Source organism: Asanoa ferruginea, assembly GCF_003387075.1.
Classification (GTDB): Bacteria; Actinomycetota; Actinomycetes; order Mycobacteriales; family Micromonosporaceae; genus Asanoa; species Asanoa ferruginea.
Genome location: NZ_QUMQ01000001.1, coordinates 5,805,147 through 5,822,302, shown reverse-complemented (window position 1 = coordinate 5,822,302; position 17,156 = coordinate 5,805,147). Strand labels below are relative to the sequence as shown.

Annotated in this window: 12 protein-coding genes and 1 riboswitch; of the genes, 4 read left to right on the top strand and 8 right to left on the bottom strand. The window is 70.7% G+C overall.

The window, feature by feature from the left end; all coding sequences use genetic code 11:
• Positions 1 to 138 precede the first annotated feature (138 nt).
• Both DFJ67_RS27270 and DFJ67_RS27265 read right to left on the bottom strand, forming a co-directional pair.
• The gene (locus DFJ67_RS27270; RefSeq protein WP_116070640.1) at positions 139 to 1,806 is read right to left on the bottom strand and encodes a hypothetical protein; all 1,668 of its coding nucleotides are present in this window, start codon (positions 1,804 to 1,806) and stop codon (positions 139 to 141) included.
• Positions 1,807 to 1,859: 53 nt separating this feature from the next.
• Positions 1,860 to 3,062: an NAD(P)/FAD-dependent oxidoreductase gene (locus DFJ67_RS27265; RefSeq protein WP_116070639.1), complete on the bottom strand. Its 1,203-nt coding sequence runs from the start codon at positions 3,060 to 3,062 to the stop codon at positions 1,860 to 1,862.
• Positions 3,063 to 3,115: 53 nt separating this feature from the next.
• Between DFJ67_RS27265 and DFJ67_RS27260 the strand changes: the two genes are divergently transcribed.
• The gene (locus DFJ67_RS27260) at positions 3,116 to 3,475 is read left to right on the top strand and encodes a hypothetical protein (protein ID WP_116070638.1); all 360 of its coding nucleotides are present in this window, start codon (positions 3,116 to 3,118) and stop codon (positions 3,473 to 3,475) included.
• Here DFJ67_RS27260 and DFJ67_RS27255 read toward each other — a convergent pair.
• Complete coding sequence (locus DFJ67_RS27255) at positions 3,472 to 4,281, bottom strand: phytanoyl-CoA dioxygenase family protein (protein ID WP_116070637.1); 810 nt, start codon at positions 4,279 to 4,281, stop codon at positions 3,472 to 3,474. The two genes, DFJ67_RS27260 and DFJ67_RS27255, sit on opposite strands and share 4 nt — an antisense overlap.
• Before the next feature lie 132 nt (positions 4,282 to 4,413).
• On the opposite strand from DFJ67_RS27255, the gene DFJ67_RS27250 reads away from it, so the two are divergent.
• Both DFJ67_RS27250 and DFJ67_RS27245 read left to right on the top strand, forming a co-directional pair.
• Complete coding sequence (locus DFJ67_RS27250) at positions 4,414 to 5,268, top strand: AraC family transcriptional regulator (RefSeq protein ID WP_116070636.1); 855 nt, start codon at positions 4,414 to 4,416, stop codon at positions 5,266 to 5,268.
• 79 nt (positions 5,269 to 5,347) lie between these two features.
• The gene (locus DFJ67_RS27245; RefSeq protein ID WP_116070635.1) at positions 5,348 to 6,589 is read left to right on the top strand and encodes an EAL domain-containing protein; all 1,242 of its coding nucleotides are present in this window, start codon (positions 5,348 to 5,350) and stop codon (positions 6,587 to 6,589) included.
• Here DFJ67_RS27245 and DFJ67_RS27240 read toward each other — a convergent pair.
• Together DFJ67_RS27240 and DFJ67_RS27235 are read right to left on the bottom strand one after the other, a co-directional pair.
• Positions 6,586 to 7,563 (bottom strand): ribonucleotide-diphosphate reductase subunit beta, encoded by a 978-nt coding sequence (locus DFJ67_RS27240; RefSeq protein WP_116070634.1) that lies wholly within the window; start codon positions 7,561 to 7,563, stop codon positions 6,586 to 6,588. The two genes, DFJ67_RS27245 and DFJ67_RS27240, sit on opposite strands and share 4 nt — an antisense overlap.
• Before the next feature lie 17 nt (positions 7,564 to 7,580).
• Positions 7,581 to 9,950, bottom strand: coding sequence for a ribonucleoside-diphosphate reductase subunit alpha (locus DFJ67_RS27235; protein ID WP_116070633.1), 2,370 nt, complete (start codon positions 9,948 to 9,950; stop codon positions 7,581 to 7,583).
• Positions 9,951 to 10,066: 116 nt separating this feature from the next.
• A riboswitch (cobalamin riboswitch) is annotated at positions 10,067 to 10,278 on the bottom strand.
• A 155-nt stretch (positions 10,279 to 10,433) separates the two neighbouring features.
• Between DFJ67_RS27235 and DFJ67_RS27230 the strand changes: the two genes are divergently transcribed.
• Positions 10,434 to 11,819, top strand: coding sequence for a short-chain fatty acyl-CoA regulator family protein (locus DFJ67_RS27230; RefSeq protein WP_239097274.1), 1,386 nt, complete (start codon positions 10,434 to 10,436; stop codon positions 11,817 to 11,819).
• A gap of 12 nt (positions 11,820 to 11,831) precedes the next feature.
• Here DFJ67_RS27230 and meaB read toward each other — a convergent pair whose 3' ends face one another.
• The 3 genes from meaB to DFJ67_RS27215 all read right to left on the bottom strand — a co-directional run bounded on the left by meaB (position 11,832) and on the right by DFJ67_RS27215 (position 17,113).
• Positions 11,832 to 12,836, bottom strand: coding sequence for a methylmalonyl Co-A mutase-associated GTPase MeaB (gene meaB / locus DFJ67_RS27225; protein WP_116070631.1), 1,005 nt, complete (start codon positions 12,834 to 12,836; stop codon positions 11,832 to 11,834).
• Between the two features lie 141 nt (positions 12,837 to 12,977).
• Entirely contained in the window at positions 12,978 to 15,242 is a 2,265-nt protein-coding gene (gene scpA, locus DFJ67_RS27220) for a methylmalonyl-CoA mutase (RefSeq protein ID WP_116070630.1), read from the bottom strand.
• Positions 15,185 to 17,113 (bottom strand): methylmalonyl-CoA mutase family protein, encoded by a 1,929-nt coding sequence (locus tag DFJ67_RS27215; RefSeq protein WP_116076692.1) that lies wholly within the window; start codon positions 17,111 to 17,113, stop codon positions 15,185 to 15,187. The genes scpA and DFJ67_RS27215 overlap by 58 nt, the downstream gene beginning before the upstream one ends.
• Positions 17,114 to 17,156 lie beyond the last annotated feature (43 nt).

Here is a 17,156-nt window from a genome sequence, read left to right as displayed (position 1 = left end):
CGCTCCAGCTCGATGGAGTTCGGACAGCGCCTGAGTCTGTGCCAGCGGGGTGAAACTGCGGGGCTCGGAGCAGTGATCAGCAGGAAAGGCCAACGTGAACACTTAGGTGATCATCGTTGGCCTTTCCTCTTTAGACGATCAGTAGATCTCCAGGCAGGGGTCGCCGGTGCGCGTGGGGCGCGGGACCGGTGGGACCTGGTGCAGCTCGACGAGGGCCCACGAGTGGGGGCCGATGCGGTCGTTCGGGCTTTCGTGCCGCTCCTTGACCGTGCCCATCGCGCCGAGGGCCCGCATGCTGATCTCGAACTGGTCCTTCGGGCTGACGTTGCTGAGCTGGCCCTGCAGGTAGAACACCCGCTTGGCATCGCCGATCAGGTCGTAGAGCTGCCGCTCCTTGGCGTCGGGCTTGTCCACCTGGCACACCCGCACGTGGTAGACGCCGGTATCGATGCCGAGCAACGGCTTATACCAGGTCGTCACGGCGTTGCCGAAGTAGTAGACGAGCACCTTGTCGCCCGGCTGGATCAGCGGGGCGATGTCGGCCAGCCCGGCCGCCAGGCCGTCCTTGCCGAGCGGGTGGGCGAACTCCTGCGGCACGAGTTCGGCGCCCGGGCGGGCGATCGCCGCGACACCGGTGAGGAGCACGAGCGAGGTCACGGTGGCCACGAGCGCGCGGCGCCGGCGGAACAGCGCGACGCTCGCCCGGACGAGCCCGTCGAGCCCGGCCACGACCAGCAGCACCGCCGGGGCGATCAGATACATCGCGGGGCGCGCCACCACCGGAAAGCCGCGGACGGCGCCGCCGCCGACGCCCGCCAGGAAGACCATGACGAGCAACGCCGACCACAGCCGGTCGCGTCGCCACAGGGCGACCACGCCGACCAGCATGAAGACCAGGACCAGGGCCGGCAGTTGCCAGCTCATCGGGGCCGTGACGAACTTGCCCCACATGAATGGGAACCACCGGAGGAACTCCCCCGGGCCCGCGCCCGCCGGAGCGGTGCCGCCGATGAAGTAATCGGTCTGGTGGGGGTAGAACGAGTACTGGTGGCGGCGGTAGACCAGATACGCCGCGGCGACACCGGCCGGGGCGGAGAGCAGGGCCAGCCAGCCGGCGTCGGCCCGGGCCCGGCGCAGCAGGTGTAGGCCCGCCAGGGCCACGGTGATCGCGGCCACCACGAGGATCGCGCTGAACGAGACGCACACCGCCACGGCGGTGACCGCCACCCAGAGCACGGGCCGCCACCAGCCGCGGATGGCGGCCTGGATTCCGGTCCACCGCAGGGCTTCGTGTGCCCAGGCGGCCAGGACGAGCAGGCACAGCGCGATGCCGGCTTCCCAGGCGTATTGCTTGACCTCGGCGGCGTAGACCCACAGCATCGGCGACAGCACGAGCAGGGCCGCGACCACGACCGCACCGGCCCGGCCGATCGCCCGCCGCGCGATCCAGGTGCCCAGGCAGAACACCGTGAGCGTGCCGAGGTAGGCCGGCACGCGGAGCACCCGGTCGTCGGACCCGATCTGCTCGAGCAGCGTCTTCTCCAGCCAGAGCCAACCGACCGGCGCCACCTGGTCGTAGGTGAGGTGCGCGGTCAGCTGGGTGTAAGAACGAAGCAGGTTGTTGGCAATGCCGGCCTCGTCCTTCCACATCCCCATGCCCGCCCACCACACGCGGGTGACACCGGCGATCCCGGTGCCCAGCAGCAGGGCCAGGAGGATCCGGTAGGACCAGTCGCCGAGGCGAGGGGTGGGGTGGTCGCCCGGCGTCAGATCAGCCGGCTTCTCCCCGGTCACCGTGCTCGTCACCTGGGCAGTATTCAGCCCGGCGCCGCATCTGTCAGTCCGGCCCCCCTTTTCACCTACCGATTGCTGAGGATTCCGCCGATGTTGTCTGGCGCGAAGAACTCGGTCGGCGACGTCACCCCGGAGTTGAGCCGGGCGAATGCGTCCATCGCGTCCTGATTTCCGGCCATGGCGGAGACGAGTTGGATCATCTGCGGGTCCGGTGGTCGCAGCGAAGCGATCTGCAACGTCATCTGGTAGACCGGCATCGCCCGGGCGTCCCGGCCTGTCTGATATCCGGCCAGCGCCTCGGCGTAGGGCGCCGCGCCGGCAAGGGCCGTGTCGAGCGCCCTCGCGCAGGCCTCGGCGTCGAGGAACGCGTCCGTGATGCCCTGGGCGGTGATGAAGTCCCTGCTGTAACCCGCGTCACCGACCAGCGCCCAGCCGGGGCCGTAGGGAGTCCGGAAGTAGTTGGGCACCGACGTGCCGACCAGCCGCTCCTCGCGCTTGGCGGATCGGATCCGCTCGGCGAACGCCGGCGAGGTGTCGAACATGGCCAGCAGGGTGGCCTCGACATCGTTGCGGTGCTCGGCGAGTTCGGCGTGCGGCCAGCCGCCGATCACCAGCGTCAGGCCGTCGTTGGTCGGGCACACCGCCCAGCCGCGGCCGGGCCGGCTGTAGGCCTCGAACGTGTCGGTCGGCAGGCCGCTCCAGTAGGAGTAGTAGCCGACCGTCAGCGGCGCCTGCTCCTCGTAGACGGCCGGCTGCACCGTCTTGGCGACCACCGAGTTGCGACCGTCGGCGCCGACCACCACGCGGGCCCGCTCTTCGACGGCGGCTCCGCTGTCGTCGCGCCCGCGGATCCCGGTCACCCGGCCGTCGGCGACCAGCACCTCTTCGACGGTGAAGCCTTCGCGGACCTCGGCGCCGGCGGCCGCGGCCGCGTCGACCAGGATCTTGTCGAGCAGGGTGCGGCGCGGTGCGTAGGCGTAGGGCGACTCGGCGCTGCCCGGCGCACCGGCCAGCGCGATCGGGCCGAAGTCGAACGAGTAGCGGCCGACCGGCGGGCAGCCGGTGGCCACCACCTGGTCGAGCAACCCCCAGCGGGCCAGGGCGGCCGCGCCCGGCGGGTGGATGACGTGGGTGGACACCGTGTCGCTGGGGAACGTCGCCCGGTCGACCAACAGCACCCGGTGGCCCTGGCGGGCCAGCAACAGCGCGAGCGGCGAGCCCGCACAGCGCGCGCCAACCACGATGACGTCGTACGCATGATCCGCCACCCGATCATGATGGTGTGTTCGTCCGCCGGTGTCGAGGGCGTACGTTCGCATTTGTGACAGAGCAACGGGTACTGGTGATCGGCCTCGATCCGGCCACTATCGACGGCTGGGACCCGGCCCCGGTGCAGGCGGCCATCGCCCGGGGCCGGACGCGGTTCGACGAGCAGGGCATCGAGGCCGACTACTGCCTGGTGACACCCGACGACACGGCCGAGGGTGCGATCGCGGCCGCCTTGACCGGCCGGACGTACGCCTGCGTGGTGATCGGGGGTGGCATCCGCGACCACGAGCCGTTGCTGCCGCTGTTCGAGCGGGTCGTCAACCTGGTGCGGCAACACCAGCCGGACGCGGCGATCGCGTTCAACAGCAGCCCGGACGACTGCGCCGACGCGGCCCGCCGCTGGCTCCGCTAGAAGAGCACCGGGTTGAGCGGACCGTCGGCGACACCGCCGACCGGGCGACTGCCGAGCCACGACGCCAGGTCGGCCTCCTGGTAGCGGTTGATCGGCTGGGCGATCTCGATCGCGGCGTCCATGTAGATGACGGTCATCACCCGGCGCGGCGTTTCGCTGCCGTTGGCCGGCGCGCGGTGGATGGTCCAGCCGGAGTGGAAGCTGACGTCACCGACGGCGAACGGCGCGTCGTCGACCAGGAAGCCCGACGACGTCACGAACTCGTCGAGCCGGGCCTCCGACTCGTCGCTGATCTCCAACTCGCGGCCGTAGCCAGACCGGTGGCTGCCCGCGGCGAACGTCAGCGGGCCGAGTTCGGCCGGGGTGTCCTGCAACGGCACCCAGACGGTGATCGTGCGGTCGGTGGACAGCGGCCAGTAGTGCTGGTCGACGTGCCAGGGCGTGAACCCGCCGCCGGCCTCCTTGTAGAGCGCCTGGTCGTGGTAGAGCCGCACCGACGGCACACCGAGCAACTGGGCGGCGATCCCGGCGAGCCGGCGGGAGAAGACGAACTCGCGCACCTTCTCGCTCTGCTGCCACAGGTTGGTCACCTGGAGGAAGGCCCGGCTGTAGGTGTCGCGTTCGGACTGTGGCAGATGCTGGGTGTTGAGCCGGATGACCTGCTCGGTAATCTCCGGCTCGTAGCGCGCGACCACACCGGCGTCGAGGACGCCGCGCAGCTTGACGTAGCCGTCGGCGGCGTAGCGCTCGACGTCGGACGGGGCCACGGCGTAGGGCCGGTCGAGTTCGGTGGCGGCGGTGGTCATCGAAGCCTCCCATCAGCGGTTGCCGACCAGTGTCGGCGTCGCGGGCTGCGCCGCGCCACGACTGGGGCGGCCGGTGCCGGTACTCTGCCGACCGACCCAGGTCGCATCGCAGAGAAAGGCGGCCGGCAGCGTATGCGTCCGTCCCTGGAACGGATCCCGTCGTCGCCGACACAGTCGTGGCACCTCGGCGTCCGCGCGGAGCCCCGCTTCGGCTTCGACTGGCACTACCACCCGGAGTACGAGCTCACCCTGATCGTGGCCGGCGAAGGCCGCCGGTATGTGGGTGACCGGGTCGCCGACTACGGCCCGGGCGACCTCGTGCTGGTCGGCGGCGACACGCCGCACACCTGGGAGTCGGCGGCGGCCGGCTGGCACGAGGCGGTGACCCTCCAGTTCCAGCACGACGCGTTCTTCGAGCGCCCCGAGTTCCACGGCACGGCCCGGATGCTCGCCGCCGCACGGCACGGGCTGGCTTTCAGCGGCGCGGGCGCCGAGGCCGCGGCCGGCGCGATGGTGGCGATCGCCGGCCTGCGACCCGCCCGGCGCACCCTCGCGCTGCTCGACATCCTGGTGTCGCTGGCCGAGCAGCCCGCCGAGACCCTCGCGACCCGGTCGCTGGTGACCGGGGTCGACGCCACCGCCCGGGGCCGGCTCGACCGGGTGATCGGGATGATCCGCCGCGACTACGCCGACGAGGTCTCGGTCGGCCGGGCCGCCGAGTTGGTCGCGATGACGCCCGACGCGTTCAGCCGGTTCTTCCGGCGGCAGGTCGGCCGCACGTTCACCGACTACGTCAACGACGTGCGGTTGGCCGAGGCGGCGCGGCGGCTGCTCGAGTCGGACGCGGCGGTCAGCGCGATCGCGGTCGCCAGCGGCTATCCCAACCTGTCCCACTTCAACCGCCGGTTCCGCGCCCAGACCGGCATGAGCCCGCGCGAGTATCGCCGGCATTTCCGGCGAGCCCCGACCGAAATGTCGCCTCCTTAGCGTTTGATCGCGATATCAGAGGATTCGGTTCGGTCGATTCGGTGGCTATCCGGCGACCGTGCCGAGCAGGCTCGAAGGTATGGGCTTCGAGGTTGAGCTGCCACCCGACGAAGAGTTCGACGACATCATGCGGGAGCACCTGATCGAGCCGGAGTTTCAGCCGGTGGTCTCCCTCGTCGACCAGCGACCGGTCGGTTACGAGGCGTTCGCCCGCGGGCCCGAGGGTCGGCTGCGCACCCCGGCCGCGCTGTTCGAGGCCGCCGCCGAAGCGGGCCGGTCGGCCGAGTTCGACGAGCTGTGCGCGACGGCGGCGACCGAGGCGTTCCGCGAAGCGGCGATGCCCGGGCTGGCGCTGTTCGTCAACCTCAACCCGGACACCCTCACCAACGAAACCGACGGAGTCGCTCCGGCGTACGCCGAGCTGATGGCCGACAACAACGTCGTCATAGAGATCACCGAGAAGGCCGTCACCCGCCGGCCCGCCGGGTTGCTCGACGCCGTGGGCGACGCCCGCCGCAAGACCGCCCGGATCGCGCTCGACGACATCGGCGTCGACCCGGCCAGCCTGGCCGCGATGCCGCTGATCAACCCCGACGTGATCAAGCTGGACCGGTCGATCATCCAGAGCACCTCACCCGACTCGCACGTGGTCAACGCCGTCCTCGACGACGCGCGCCGGCGCGGTGCGCAGATCGTGGCCGAGGGCGTCGAGCGACCCGAGCACGTCGACGTGGCGCGCTCGCTCGGCGCGACGTACGCGCAGGGTTGGCTGTTCGGCCGGCCGGGACCGCTGCCGCGCGACATCCGCCCGTCGGACCAGCCGCTCGCCCGGGTGGGCCCGCGGCCGGTCGCCCGGGCGACGCCCTACGACGTGCTCGCGCTGATCGAACCGGTGGACCGGACCAGCGCGAGCCAACTCCAAGCGATGTTGGCCGGCATCGAGGAACAGGCGGCGCGCGCCACTGGGCCGGCGATTCTGGTCGTCAACATCGGCGACCTGCGCTTCCTGGCCCCCGACAGCCCGATCACCTACGCGTTCCTGACCAGCCGCGGCATCGAGGTCTTCCTGATCGGCCACGGCGTGCCGTTCAGCCCCGGCGGCCGGGTGCGCGGCATCCCGCTCGCCGCCGACGACCCGCTGCGCGAGGAGCGGACCACCCTGCTGGTCGGCACCCACTACGGCAGCGGCGTCTTCGCCCGGCAGCGCCGGCACCCGACCGGCGACGCCACCTTCGACGCCGGCACCTGCCACGAGTGGGACCGCGTCGTCGAAGCCACGCTCCCACTCGTCAGCAGGGTCAAGAACGAACCGATCGACTAGAAATCGTCGTCGAAGGTGACCGAGCCGGTCACCCCGACCTGATAGGCCGAAACCTTGCGCTCGAAGAAGTTCGACAGCTCCTGCACGTCCTGCAACGCCATGAAGTCGAACGGATTCTTCGCGCCGTAGAGCTCGGGCAGGCCGAGCTGGGCCAGCCGCCGGTCGGCCACGTGCTCGAGATAGGTGCGCATGTCGGTGGCGGACAGGCCGGGCACTCCCCCGCCCAGCAGATCCTCGGCGAACTGCGCCTCGCAGTCGACCGCCTCGGCCAGCATCCGCCGCACCGACGCGGCCATCTCGTCGTCGAAGAGGTCCGGCTCCTCGGCGCGCACGACGTCGACCACGTCGAACGCGAACGCCATGTGCATCGACTCGTCGCGGAACACCCAGTTGGTGCCCGACGCCAGCCCGTGCAGCAACCCGCGTGAGCGCAGGAAATACACGTACGCGAAAGCGCCGTAGAAGAACAGCCCCTCGATGCAGGCGGCGAAGCAGATCAGGTTGAGCAGGAACGCCCGGCGGTCGTCGCGGGTCTTCAGCTCGCGCAACGCGAAGACCGAGTCGATCCACTGGAAACAGAACTCCGCCTTGCGCCGGATCGACGGAATGTTCTCCACCGCGGCGAACGCTTCGAACCGCTCCTGCTCGTCGGGCACATAGGTGTCCAGCAGATTGAGATAAAACTGCACGTGTACGGCTTCTTCGAAGAGCTGCCGCGACAGGTAGAGCCGCCCTTCGGGCGAGTTGACGTGCTGGTAGAGGTTGAGCACCAGGTTGTTGGCCACGATCGTGTCACCGGTCGCGAAGAAGGCGACCAGCCGCGAGACCAGGTGCCGCTCGGCCGGTGACAGCTTGGCCAGGTCGGCGAGGTCGGTGTGCAGGTCGACCTCTTCAACCGTCCAGGTGTTCTTGATGGCGTCCCTGAAGCGGTCGAAGAACGCCGGGTAGCGCATGGGTCGCAGGGTCAGATCCATACCGGGGTCGAGCAGAGTCACTGGCAGGCCTCGCAGCTTTCGGGGTTTTCCAGGGAGCAGGCCAACGCCTCGGCATCGGTGACGACGGTCGGCAGCGTCGTGATCGCCACGGTGGCCTGCTGAATCCGGGTCGCGGGGCGCGACCGGAGGTAATAGGTGGTCTTCAGCCCGGCTTTCCAGGCGTAGAGATACATCGAGGAGAGCTTGCCGATGGTCGGCGCGCTCAGGAACAGGTTGAGCGACTGCGACTGGTCGATGAAGGGCGCCCGGGCGGCGGCCAGGTCGATCAGCGCCCGCTGCGGCAACTCCCACGCGGTGCGGAACAGGTCGCGGACGTCGGCCGGCAGTTCGGCGATGTCCTGCACCGAGCCTTCGGCGCGCTTGATCCGCTCGCGGATCGGTGCGGTCCACAGGCCGAGCGCCTTCAGTTCACGTACCAGATAGGTGTTGATCTGCATGAACTCGCCGGAAATGGTCTCGCGCTTGAAGAGGTTGGACACCTGCGGCTCGATGCACTCGTAGCAGCCGGCGATCGACGCGATGGTGGCCGTCGGCGCGATCGCGACCAGCAGCGAGTTGCGCAAGCCGTTCGCCGCGATCCGCGTTTTCAAGGCCGCCCACCGCTCGGTCTGGGTGGGCGTCGCGCCCCACAGGTCCGGGTGCAGGTCGCCCTGCGCCGCGCGGGTCTCCGCGAAGGCCGGGTGCGCGCCGAACTCCTCGGCCAGGCCGGCGGAGGTCTCCAGCGCGGTCAGCAGGATCTCCTCCTGGATCCGGGTCGACAGCTCCTTGGCCGCGTCGGAGTCGAACGGCAGCCGCCGCGCGAAGAACACGTCCTGCAGGCCCATCAGCCCGAGGCCGACCGGACGCCAGCGCGGGTTCGACGCCGCCGCCTGCGCCGACGGGTAGTAGTTGATGTCGATGACCCGGTCGAGGAACACCACCGCGGTGCGGACCGTGGCGCGCAGCCGCTCCCAGTCGATCCCATCGGCGTCGAGGTGGGCGCCCACGTTGATCGAGCCGAGGTTGCAGACCGCGGTCTCCTCGTCGGAGTTGACCTCGAGGATCTCGGTGCACAGGTTGGACAGGTGGATGCTGTTGCCCGGCGCGCCGGTCTGATTGGACAGCTCGTTCGACCGGTCCTTGAAGGTGATCCAGCCGTTGCCGGTCTGCGCGAGCGTGCGCATCATCCGGCCGTAGAGGTCGCGGGCCTTGACCGTCTTGACGGCCTTCTTCTCGGCGGCCCGGTAGGCGTCGTCGAACGCCTCGCCGAACAGGTCGGGCAGCTCCGGCGCGTCGGATGGGTCGATCAGCGACCAGTCCTCGTCGGCCTCGACGCGGCGCATGAACTCGTCGGGGATCCAGTTGGCGAGGTTGAGGTTGTGCGTACGCCGGGAGTCCTCACCGGTGTTGTCGCGCAGCTCCAGGAACTCCTCGACGTCGGGGTGCCACGGCTCGAGGTAGACGCACGCGGCGCCCTTGCGCCGGCCGCCCTGGTTGACCGCGGCGACGCCGGCGTCGAGGGTCTTCAGGAACGGCACGATCCCGTTGGACTTGCCGTTGGTGCCCCGGATCAGCGCGCCCCGGCCGCGCACCCTGCTCCACGAAATGCCGATCCCGCCGGAAAACTTCGAGAGCTTCGCCACCTGGTGGTAGCGCTCGTAGATGGAGTCGAGCTCGTCGCGCGGCGAGTCGACCAGGAAGCACGACGACATCTGGGTGTGCCGGGTGCCCGAGTTGAACAGTGTCGGCGAGCTGGGCAGGTAGGCCAGGCTCGACATCAGGCGGTAGAACCCGATCGCCTCGGCCGGCGTGGTGGACAGGCCACACGCGACGCGCAGCAGCCAATACTGCGGGGTCTCGACATTGAGGCGGGTCTGCGGGTGGCGGAGCAGATAGCGGTCGGCGACCGTACGCAGGCCGAAGTATTCGAAGCGCTGGTCACCGGCCGGGTCGACGGCGTCGTCCAGCTTGCGCGCGTTGGCGGCGACGAACGCGGCGGTCTCGTCGCCGATCAGCCCCTGGTCAAAGGCGTAGCGGATCGACTGGCTGAAGCTCGCGACACCCTGGCCGCGCACCTCTTTGTCCACATAGGCGGCCAGCAACCGCGCGGCCAGCCGCGAATACTGCGGCTCCTCGCCGATCAGCTCGGCGGCGGTCTGGATCGACAGCTTGTCGAGCTCGGCGGTGGTGGCACCGTCGTAGAGCCCGCTGATCGTCTTGGTCGCCACCCGCATCGGGTCAACCTCGTCGAGGTCGCCCACCCAGCGCTCGACGGCTCTGACGATCTTGTTGACGTCGACCGCTTCCAGATCGCCGTTGCGCTTGCGCACCTGCATCACGTGCCGGCGCTGCTCCGGCACGGCCGTCTTTTCCTGCGTGACCGTCATCGGTCCCCCTCCTCACGCCCAGATGGTCGTCGGACGCGCAGGGAGACGCCGCCGGCCCTGTCCGGGCCAGCCTTCGGCGTCGACCGTCCCACGCGGCCTTCGACCGCCACACGCGGTTGGCGTGCGGCGCGCTGGCAGGTCTTCGGACTCGCGGGCGTCACCGGCGGCGTTGCCGGCGCTTCCTACTGACCGTCGCTTCCCAGGCCCGGGCCCAGTGCTTCGTTGACGGCGGTCGTTCCCACTCACCGCTGCGGGGCAGTCCCGGTTTCACACCGGGTTCCCTGTTGCCTCGACCCTTGCGGGGCGAACCAGCTGCGAGAGACACCATATATGGGTGCCACTGCGAAACACCAACACCAGATGATGTGTCGGCGTGTCGCGGTGGGTCACGTCACCTTCCGTGTCTCCGCCGCCGACGGCTAGCCTTCACAACGCGCACAGGCCCATGTCAGGTCGTGTGTTGGTTGCGAAGGAGGGCGATCGGTGGCACCGCGGATGGGCGTTCGGCTGCGGCGCTTCCGCGAGCAGCGGGCGCTCACCCAGGCCGCGCTCGCGCGGGCGCTCGGTATCTCGGCCAGCTATGTCAACCAGATCGAGTCCGATCAGCGGCCGCTGACCTCCCCGGTGCTGTTGCGGCTGGTTTCGGCGTATGGCGTCGATCCTCGGGAGTTCTCCGCCGAAGCCGCCGACCGGCTCGTGGCGCAACTGCGCGACGTCTTCGGTGACCCTGGCGCCGGCGAGCCGGTCACTCTCGCCGAGGCGCGCGAGCTGACCACCACGATGCCGGCCGTCGCCCGCTTCGTCGTCGAGTTGCACAGCCGCTACCGTCGCGAACTGGCGCGCAGCGAGTCGATCGCCGGGCAGATCTTTTCTGGCGCACCACCGACGGCGTACGAAGAGGTCCGCGATCTGTTCTATGCCAACCGCAACTACTTCGACCTGCTCGACACCGCGGCCGAGGCGCTGTTCGCCCGGGCCGGCCTGACCACGCGCGAGCTGGTCGCCTATCTGGCCGACCGGCACCGGATCGGTGTCGAGGAGTTGCCGGAGGGGGACGGCGCCGAGCTCAAGCGCCGCTTCGACCCGGGGACCCGGACGCTGTCGTTGTCGCCCCTGCTGTCGCCCGGTCAGCGGGCGTTCCAGCTCGCGGCCCACCTGGCCACCATCGAGGCGGCAGACGAGATCGACCGGATCGTCGCGGACGCGGACTTGGTCGACGACGACACCAGGAAGTTGGCCCGGATCGGGCTGTCCAGCTATTTCGCCGGCGCGACGATCCTGCCCTACCAACAGTTCCGGGACGCGGCCGAGGAGCTGCGCTACGACATCGACCTGCTGCGGCGGCGGTTCCGGGTCGGTTTCGAGACCATCGCGCACCGGCTCAGCACGCTGCAACGGCCGCAGGCCCGGGGCGTGCCGTTCTTCTTCGTGCGGGTCGACCGTGCGGGCAACATCTCCAAGCGGCAGTCGGCGACCGACTTCCACTTCTCCAAGGTGGGCGGTTCGTGTCCACTGTGGAATATCTACGCCGCGTTCGCGGAGCCGGGCACGATTCGCGCGCAGCTCGCGGAGATGCCGGACGGGCGGGGATATCTGTGGGTGGCCCGCACGGTGTCCCGGCACACCGGCGGCTACGGTTCGCCCACCCAGGCCTTCGCGATCGGGCTCGGCTGCGACCTGCGGCACGCGTCGCGGCTGGTTTATGCCGACGGTCTCGACCTCAACAACCCCGCCGCCCGAACACCGATCGGGCCCGGTTGCAAGGTCTGCGAACGCCCGGCGTGCCCGCAACGGGCGTTCCCGGCGATCGGAGCGTCGCTGCGTGCAGATCCGGGCCGGTCCCGGTTCGCGCCCTACGCGATGGAGTAACTGGGTAGGTGGCTATGGGACAGGGTGGCCCGGCTTCGTGAAGACCGCGAGGATCTCGTCGGCGGCTGCGGCCGGGGTGAGGCCGCCGTCGCGGACCTTGGCTTCCAGGGCGGGTGCGAGGGTGGCGACGTCGGCGTGGTGGCGCAGTTGGTCGAGCAGTCGCGCCCTTATCGTCGACCACATCCAGGCCACCTGCTGCGCACCTCGGCGCCGGTCGAGGTCGCCGGAAGCGGCCAGCCATTCGTGGTGCCGGCCGACCTGTTCCCACAGCTCGGCGATGCCGTCACCATCGAGGCCGCTGCAGGTGAGCACGGGCGGTTGCCAGGCGTCGTCGGGTTGTCTCAGCAGCCGCAGCGCCGAGGACAGCTCGCGGGCCGCCTTGGCCGCTTCGGTCGCATGTGGACCGTCGGCCTTGTTGACCGCGATGACGTCGGCGAGTTCGAGCACGCCCTTCTTGATGCCCTGGAGCTGGTCGCCGGTGCGGGCGAGCGTGAGCAACAGGAACGTGTCGACCATCTCGGCGACGGTGACCTCGGACTGGCCGACGCCGACCGTCTCGACGATGACCACGTCATAGCCGGCCGCCTCGACGACGACGATCGCCTCGCGGGTGGCGTTGGCGACGCCGCCGAGCGTGCCGGCGGTCGGCGACGGGCGGACGAACGCGGCCTCGTCGACGGCCAGCCGCGCCATCCGGGTCTTGTCGCCGAGGATGCTGCCGCCGCTGCGGGTCGACGAGGGGTCGACGGCGAGCACGGCGACCCGGTGGCCGGCGCCGGTGAGCTGGCTACCGAGCGCGTCGATGAAGGTGGACTTCCCGACGCCGGGCACGCCGCTGACACCGAGCCGCCGCGCGCCACCGGCGTCGGGCATCAGCAGCGTCAGCAGCTCCTGGGCGCGAGCCCGATGGTCCTGCCGCGTCGACTCGACCAGGGTGATCGCCCGAGCGACCGATGCGGTGGCCCCGGCCCGCACGCCGGCGGCCAGCTTCTCCACGTCGACCGCGGGAGCGGTCATGCCCGGGCCCCGCTTCGCGAGGCCCGGCAAGACGGCAAGCGACCGAGCTGACCGCGCTCGCTCCGCTCGCTCACGCCCGGACCCCGCTTCGCGAGCCCCGGCAAGACCGCAAGCGACCGAGCTGACCGCGCTCGCGGCCGCTCATGCGGCCTGCGGGTGGCCGAGGCGGGCGGACATGTCGGCGAGAAGCTCGATCGCGGCGTCGGCGAGGACCGTGCCCGGTGCGTAGATCGCCGCGGCGCCGGCCTCGCGCAGTGCCGGGTAGTCCTGTGGCGGCACGACGCCACCGACAATGATCATGATGTCGGGGCGGTCGAGGGCGGCGAGTTCGTCGCGCAGCGCCGGCACCAGGGTCAGGTGCCCGGCCGCCAGCGAGTTGACGCCGACCACGTGCACGTCGGCCTCCACGGCCTGGCGGGCCACCTCGGCCGGCGTCGAGAACAGCGGGCCCACGTCGACGTCGAAGCCGAGGTCGGCGAACGCGGTCGCGACCACCTTCTGGCCGCGGTCGTGGCCGTCCTGGCCCATCTTGGCGACCAGGATGCGCGGCTGGCGGCCCTCGGCCTCGGCGAAGGCCGCCGCGGCCGCCCGAGCTTTCTCGATGTTGGACACCTCGCCGGCCTCCTGCCGGTAGACGCCGGAGATGGTGCGGATCCGCGCGGTGTGCCGCCCGTACACCGTTTCCAGCGCATCGGAGATCTCGCCGACGGTCGCCTTGGCGCGGGCGGCGTCGATGGCCAGCGCGAGCAGGTTCTGTTCCAGGCCGGGCCCGCGCGTGCCCTCGACGGCCGCCGCCGCGCCGCGGGTCAAAGCCTCCAGCGCGGCCCGGCAGGCGTCGTCGTCGCGTTCGGCGCGCAGCCGGCGCAGCTTCTCGATCTGGCTGGCCCGGACCGCCCGGTTGTCGACCTTGAGCACCTCGATCGGCTCGTCGCTGTCGACGCGGTATTTGTTGACGCCGATCACCGGCTGCCGGCCGGAGTCGATCCGCGCCTGGGTGCGGGCGGCGGCCTCCTCGACGCGCAGCTTCGGGATGCCCTCGTCGATCGCGCGGGCCATCCCGCCGGCGGCTTCGACCTCGGAGATGTGCTCCCAGGCGCGGGCCGCCAGGTCGTGGGTCAACCGTTCGACGTAGTAGCTGCCGCCCCACGGGTCGATCGCCCGGGTCGTGCCGGACTCCTGCTGCAACAGCAACTGGGTGTTGCGGGCGATCCGCGCGGAGAAGTCGGTCGGCAGGGCCAGCGCCTCGTCGAGCGCGTTGGTGTGCAGCGACTGGGTGTGGCCCTGGGTGGCGGCCATCGCCTCGACGCAGGTGCGCATCACGTTGTTGAACACGTCCTGCGCGGTCAACGACCAACCGGACGTCTGGCAGTGCGTACGCAGGCTGAGCGATTTGGGGTTGCTGGGGTTGAACTCCTTGACCAGTTTGGCCCACAGCAGCCGCCCGGCGCGGAGCTTGGCGACCTCCATGAAGAAGTTCATGCCGATCGCCCAGAAGAACGAGAGCCGCGGTGCGAACGCGTCGACGTCGAGGCCCGCGTCACGCCCGGCGCGCAGGTATTCGACGCCGTCGGCCAGCGTGTAGGCCAGTTCCAGGTCGGCGGTCGCACCGGCCTCCTGGATGTGGTAGCCGGAGATCGAGATGGAGTTGAACCGCGGCATCCGCTGCGAGGTGTAAGCGAAGATGTCGGAGATGATCCGCATCGACGGCGCCGGTGGATAGATGTAGGTGTTGCGGACCATGAACTCTTTGAGGATGTCGTTCTGGATGGTCCCGGAAAGCTGCTCCGGCGCGACGCCCTGCTCCTCGGCGGCGACGACGTAGAGCGCCAGCACCGGCAGCACGGCCCCGTTCATCGTCATCGACACGCTCATCCTGTCGAGCGGGATGCCGTCGAAGAGCTGCCGCATGTCATAGATGGAGTCGATCGCGACCCCGGCCATGCCGACGTCACCGGCGACCCGCGGATGGTCGGAGTCGTAGCCGCGGTGCGTGGGCAGATCGAAGGCGACCGAGAGCCCCTTCTGCCCGGCGGCGAGGTTGCGCCGGTAGAACGCGTTGGACTCCTCCGCGGTCGAGAATCCCGCGTACTGCCGGATCGTCCAGGGCTGGGTCACATACATGGTCGGATAAGGGCCGCGGAGGTACGGCGCTACGCCCGGCATCGTGTCGAGGAAATCCAGGCCCGCCAGATCTTCCGGCGTGTAGAGCGTCTTGACCGGGATGGTCTCGGGTGTCGCCCAGACCAGCTCGCTCGGGTCGTGGCCGGTCTCCTGCTTGAACGCGGCCGCCCAATCGGCGGGGTCGACCGCGGGGTCGCCTTCGAGGCGGAGGGCGGAGAAGTCGGGGATCACTGTGACACCTCGAGGTCGTGCAGAACGGATCGGATCACAGCGGCCGCGTCGCATCCGGCGTAGAGGTAACCGTCGACGCCGGGGATGTCGGCGGGCTTGCCGGCCAGCCAGATCGTTCGCACACCGGCCGCGCGCAGGGCTTGCACAACATCGACAACCGATTCGGCGTACGCCTTGTCAGAGCCGCAAATGCAAGCGACCCGGCCGCTGAAGTTGTCGCTCGCGCGGACGGTTTCGATCCCGCCGGCGGCGAAGAGGTTGGCGGCGAAGCCCGCCCGGGCGCTGTGCTGCGCGACCGGCCCGATCGTGGCCAGCAGGACGCGTGCCCCGTCAGCCCGGGCCCGCAGCTCCTCAAACGGCTCGGCGTAATGGTGCCGGGGTAACCCGCCGCTCGGCTCCGGCGGCCGGGGCGCTCGGGTCGGTAGCTGCTCGCCCAGGTTGGGGAACTCGCTGACGCCGGTGATCGGATCGCGCCGGTGCGCGAGGTTGGCGGCGCGGCGCTGCCAGGTGGCGTCGAGCTGGGCGGCGACCAACCCGGCGTCGAGGGCGGCGGTGATGCCACCGGCGCGTTCCAGCTCGGTGAACCAGTCCCAGGCCCGCTCGGCCAGGGCGTCGGTGAGCGACTCGACATACCAGGAGCCGCCGGCCGGATCGACGACCCGGCCCAGGCTGGCCTCTTCGAGCAGCAGCGACTGGGTGTTGCGGGCCATCCGCCGGGCGAGCCGGTCGGGCCGGCCCAGCCGGTGGTCGAACGGCAGGATCGTCACGGCCTGGGCGCCGCCGACACTCGCGGCGAACCCGGCCAGCGTCGTGCGGAGCAGATTGACCCAGGGGTCCCGCCCGGTCATCATCGCCGCGGACGTGACCGCGTGCTGGCGCTGTGCGCCGGCTTCGGGCAGTCCACAGGCCTCGGCGACCCGGGCCCACAGCCGGCGGGCGGCCCGCAGCTTGGCGATCCCGAGGAACTGGTCGGCGTTGACGGCATAGCGGAACTCGAGCTGGTTGAACGCGTCGGCGAGATCGAGGCCCGCGTCGGTGAAGGCCCGCAGGTAGGCGACGCCGGTCGCCACGGCGCAGCCAAGCTCCTGCGCGTCGCTGCCACCGGCGTCGTGATAGACGGTCGCGTCGACGGTGACCGCCCGCACCCGCGGTGTGGCCGCGGCACATCGGGCAGCCCAACGCGCGGCGAGCGCCAGGTCGGCCGTCAGGTTGGCGCCTGCGCCATTGCCGTTGCCAGCGCCGCTGTCGCCAGCGTTGCCGTCGCTGTCTTCGTGAGCGGCAGGGCCGCTATCGCCGCCGTCGCGGGCAGTAGGCCCCATGCCGCCGCCGCAGCGGCCGCCGGTGCGGGCTCGCCAGCCGATCGGGTCCGCGCCGAGGTTGCCCGAGACCTGGTCGAGGGCGACGCCGCTCGACTCGACGAGGTGCCACCAGGCGTCGGCGGCCGGGCCGAACTCGGCGCCCGCGTCGAGCACGACGCCGGCGAGGTCGAGATAGACGCCCCGCAGCGCGGCGGCGAGGCCGGCCGCGGGCATGCCCGAGCCGCCGACCCGCAGCCAGACGGAGGTGGCGCCGTTTTCCAGGTCGTCGAGCACCGCCGCGTTGGTGGCCTCGGGGTCGGGGTCGTCGTGCCGTTGCCGGATGTCCCAGCCGCCCACGACCGGGCCGGCGGCGCTGGCGCCCCGGGTGAACGGGGCCAGACCCGGCGCACCCACCGCGGCCGGGCGGGCCGGCCTGGTGTGCAGCGGGGGCACCTCGATGCCGTCGTAGGTCGTGGTGGCCAGCAGGTGGTCGACCTCGCCCGCGGCGGTGTCGTCGCCGGCCAGGCCGAGCTTGCGTGCGACGCCGAGGGCGAGCGCCTGCCACTGGGCGTGCGTCGCGGCCGGGAAGTCGGCCGCCAGCGGCAGCTCGTCGGTGGGGGACGTCATGATCGGTTGAACGCTGCCGGCATGGCTGAAGACACGCCCTCCT